Origin of the sequence: Mesorhizobium abyssinicae (assembly GCF_049887195.1) — a bacterium.
GTDB classification, from domain to species: domain Bacteria; phylum Pseudomonadota; class Alphaproteobacteria; order Rhizobiales; family Rhizobiaceae; genus Mesorhizobium; species Mesorhizobium abyssinicae.
Window position 1 is genome coordinate 1 of record NZ_JARAKC010000073.1, and the last position, 2,461, is coordinate 2,461.

Here is a 2,461-nt window from a genome sequence, read left to right on the forward strand (position 1 = left end):
GTCGTGGCCGTCATGCGAAAGCTGCTGACCATTCTCAACGCCATCATCCGCGACCAAAAACCATGGCAAACAGCTTGACAGCCAAGACAGTCGCTCTCCCCGTATAGTGACGGGGAGAGGGGCGCTGCCATCGCCGATTTGGCCAATCGCCATCGCAGGATGGGTGCCAAGATCGCGGCCAGCCTCCTTCTCCCCGTCACTATAGGGGGAGAAGTGCCCGGCAGGGCGATGAGGGGCGGCGGCGCCTTCGGCAATTGGTGCGATTGCATCAACGAATCGCTGGATGGCCCACGGACCGCTGAATCCGATGAGACGCTCAGCCCGGCCGTTTCTTCGGCTTCTTGTGCTTTGCCGGCGCGTCGGACCTTGGCTTGTCGAATTTCGGCTTGCCGGGCTTTTTCGCCCAGGGCTTGGTCTCGGTCGCCCCGGTGCGTTCGGGCTGCGCGCGTTTTTCGAATTTCGGCTTGTGAGCACCTTGGGGCGCGTTCGCTTCGAAGGGCCGCTTGCCACGATGCGGCTTCTTGTCGGGCTTCGGTGGCTGGTAGCCGGCCCGCGACAGGTCGGGCGTGCCGTCGAGCCGCTTGACCGCGATGTTGTTCTGCAATTTGCGGTCGGGGCCAATAGCGGCGAGGAAACGGTCGGCCCAGTCAGCGGCGATCTGCACGAAGGTCTCTTCCGGCTGCATCTTGATGGCGCCGATCTCGCGCTTCGAGATATTGCCGGTGCGGCACAGCATCGGGATCAGCCAGCGCGGCTCGGCATTCTGCCGGCGGCCGACCGACAGCGAGAACCAGACGCTGTCGCCGAAATCGTCGCGGCGGCTGGGCTGCTCGTCGCGCCGCGCCGGCCTGTCGCCCGACGGCGTGAAGGGCGCAACGTCAAGCAGGTCTTCCGGCGCCGAGCGGCTGCCGCGGCAGAGCCGCACGAAGGCGGCGGCGACCAGTTCGGCGCCGTGGCGCTCGAGTAGCGTTTCGACGAAACCGCGTTCGTCGTCGCTCATCGGCTCGCCGAAGGCCGGGTCGGCGAGGATCCGCTCGTCGTCGCGGCGCAGCACCTCGTCGGCCGAGGGCGGGCTCGCCCAGGTCGCGGTCAGGCCGGCATTGTTGAGCAGCCTTTCGGTGCGCCTGCGGGCGTTGTTCGGCACGATCAGCGCGCTGACGCCTTTCCGCCCGGCCCGCCCGGTGCGGCCGCTGCGGTGCAGCAGCGTTTCAGGGTTGGTTGGCAGGTCGGCATGGATGACCAGGTCGAGATTGGGCAAGTCGATGCCGCGCGCCGCCACGTCAGTGGCGATGCAGACTTTTGCGCGGCCGTCGCGCATCGCCTGCAGCGCGTGGCTGCGCTCGTTCTGGCTGAGCTCGCCGGACAATGCCACGACGGCGAAATTGCGGTTGTTGAAGCGCGCGGTGAGATGGTTGACGGCGGCGCGGGTGTTGCAGAACACCATGGCGTTGGTCGCCTCGTAATAGCGCAGCACGTTGATGATGGCGTTCTCGCGGTCGGCGGGTGCCACCGAGAGCGCCCGGTATTCGATGTCGAGATGCTGCTTTGCCTCGCCGCCGGCGGAAATGCGCACGGCATCGCGCTGGTAGCTCTTCGCCAGCGTCGCGATCGAGCGCGGCACGGTGGCGGAAAACATCAGCGTGCGGCGCTCGGCGGGCGCGGCGTCGAGGATGAATTCGAGGTCCTCGCGAAAACCGAGATCGAGCATCTCGTCGGCCTCGTCCAGCACCACGGCCCTGAGCGCCGACATGTCGAGCGCGCCGCGGGTGATGTGGTCGCGCAGCCGGCCCGGCGTGCCGACGACGATGTCGGCGCCGCGCTCCAGCGCCCGCCGCTCGCTGCGCATGTCCATGCCGCCGACGCAGGAGGCTATCTGCGCGCCGGTCAGCTCATAGAGCCATTCGAGCTCGCGCCGCACCTGCAACGCCAGCTCGCGCGTAGGTGCCACCACCAGGCCGAGCGGCGCGCCGGCATCGGTGAAACGCTCCGCGCCGCCAAGCAGGGTCGGCGCCAAGGCAAGGCCGAAGGCGACCGTCTTGCCGGAGCCGGTCTGGGCCGAGACCAGCGCGTCGGCCGCGCCAAGCTCGGGCGCCAGCACCGCCTGCTGCACCGGCGTCAGCGCGGTATAGCCGCGTTTTTCCAGCGCCTCTGCAAGCGCAGGCACGATCGTTTCGAAACTGGACATTTTTCTCTTTCGGAATCGGGGTTTTGTGCCCGTCGTGGAGCACAAGGCCGGCATGCGCCGGGCAAACGGTATTTGGGCGTTCCTACTTCCTGCGGCCGCCATTGTACAGGGCAGTGCGCAGCGCGGCGATTGGCGAGACCGCTGGCGAGAGCGCCCCTCTCCCCGTCACTATACGGGGAGAGCGACTGTCTTGGCTGTCAAGCTGTTTGCCATGGTTTTTGGTCGCGGATGATGGCGTTGAGAATGGTCAGCAGCTTTCGCATGACGGCCACGACG

1 protein-coding gene is annotated in these 2,461 nt (G+C 67.1%); it reads right to left on the reverse strand.

The features are described from left to right. Positions 1 to 316 precede the first annotated feature (316 nt). Complete coding sequence (locus PU724_RS33620; RefSeq protein ID WP_354426060.1) at positions 317 to 2,185, reverse strand: DEAD/DEAH box helicase; 1,869 nt, start codon at positions 2,183 to 2,185, stop codon at positions 317 to 319. Between the last annotated feature and the right edge of the window lie 276 nt (positions 2,186 to 2,461).

Excerpts from the sequence above, each read along its gene's own strand:
- PU724_RS33620 (WP_354426060.1), bottom strand. The coding sequence starts at position 2,185 with ATGTCCAGTTTCGAAACGATCGTGCCTGCGCTTGCAGAGGCGCTGGAA.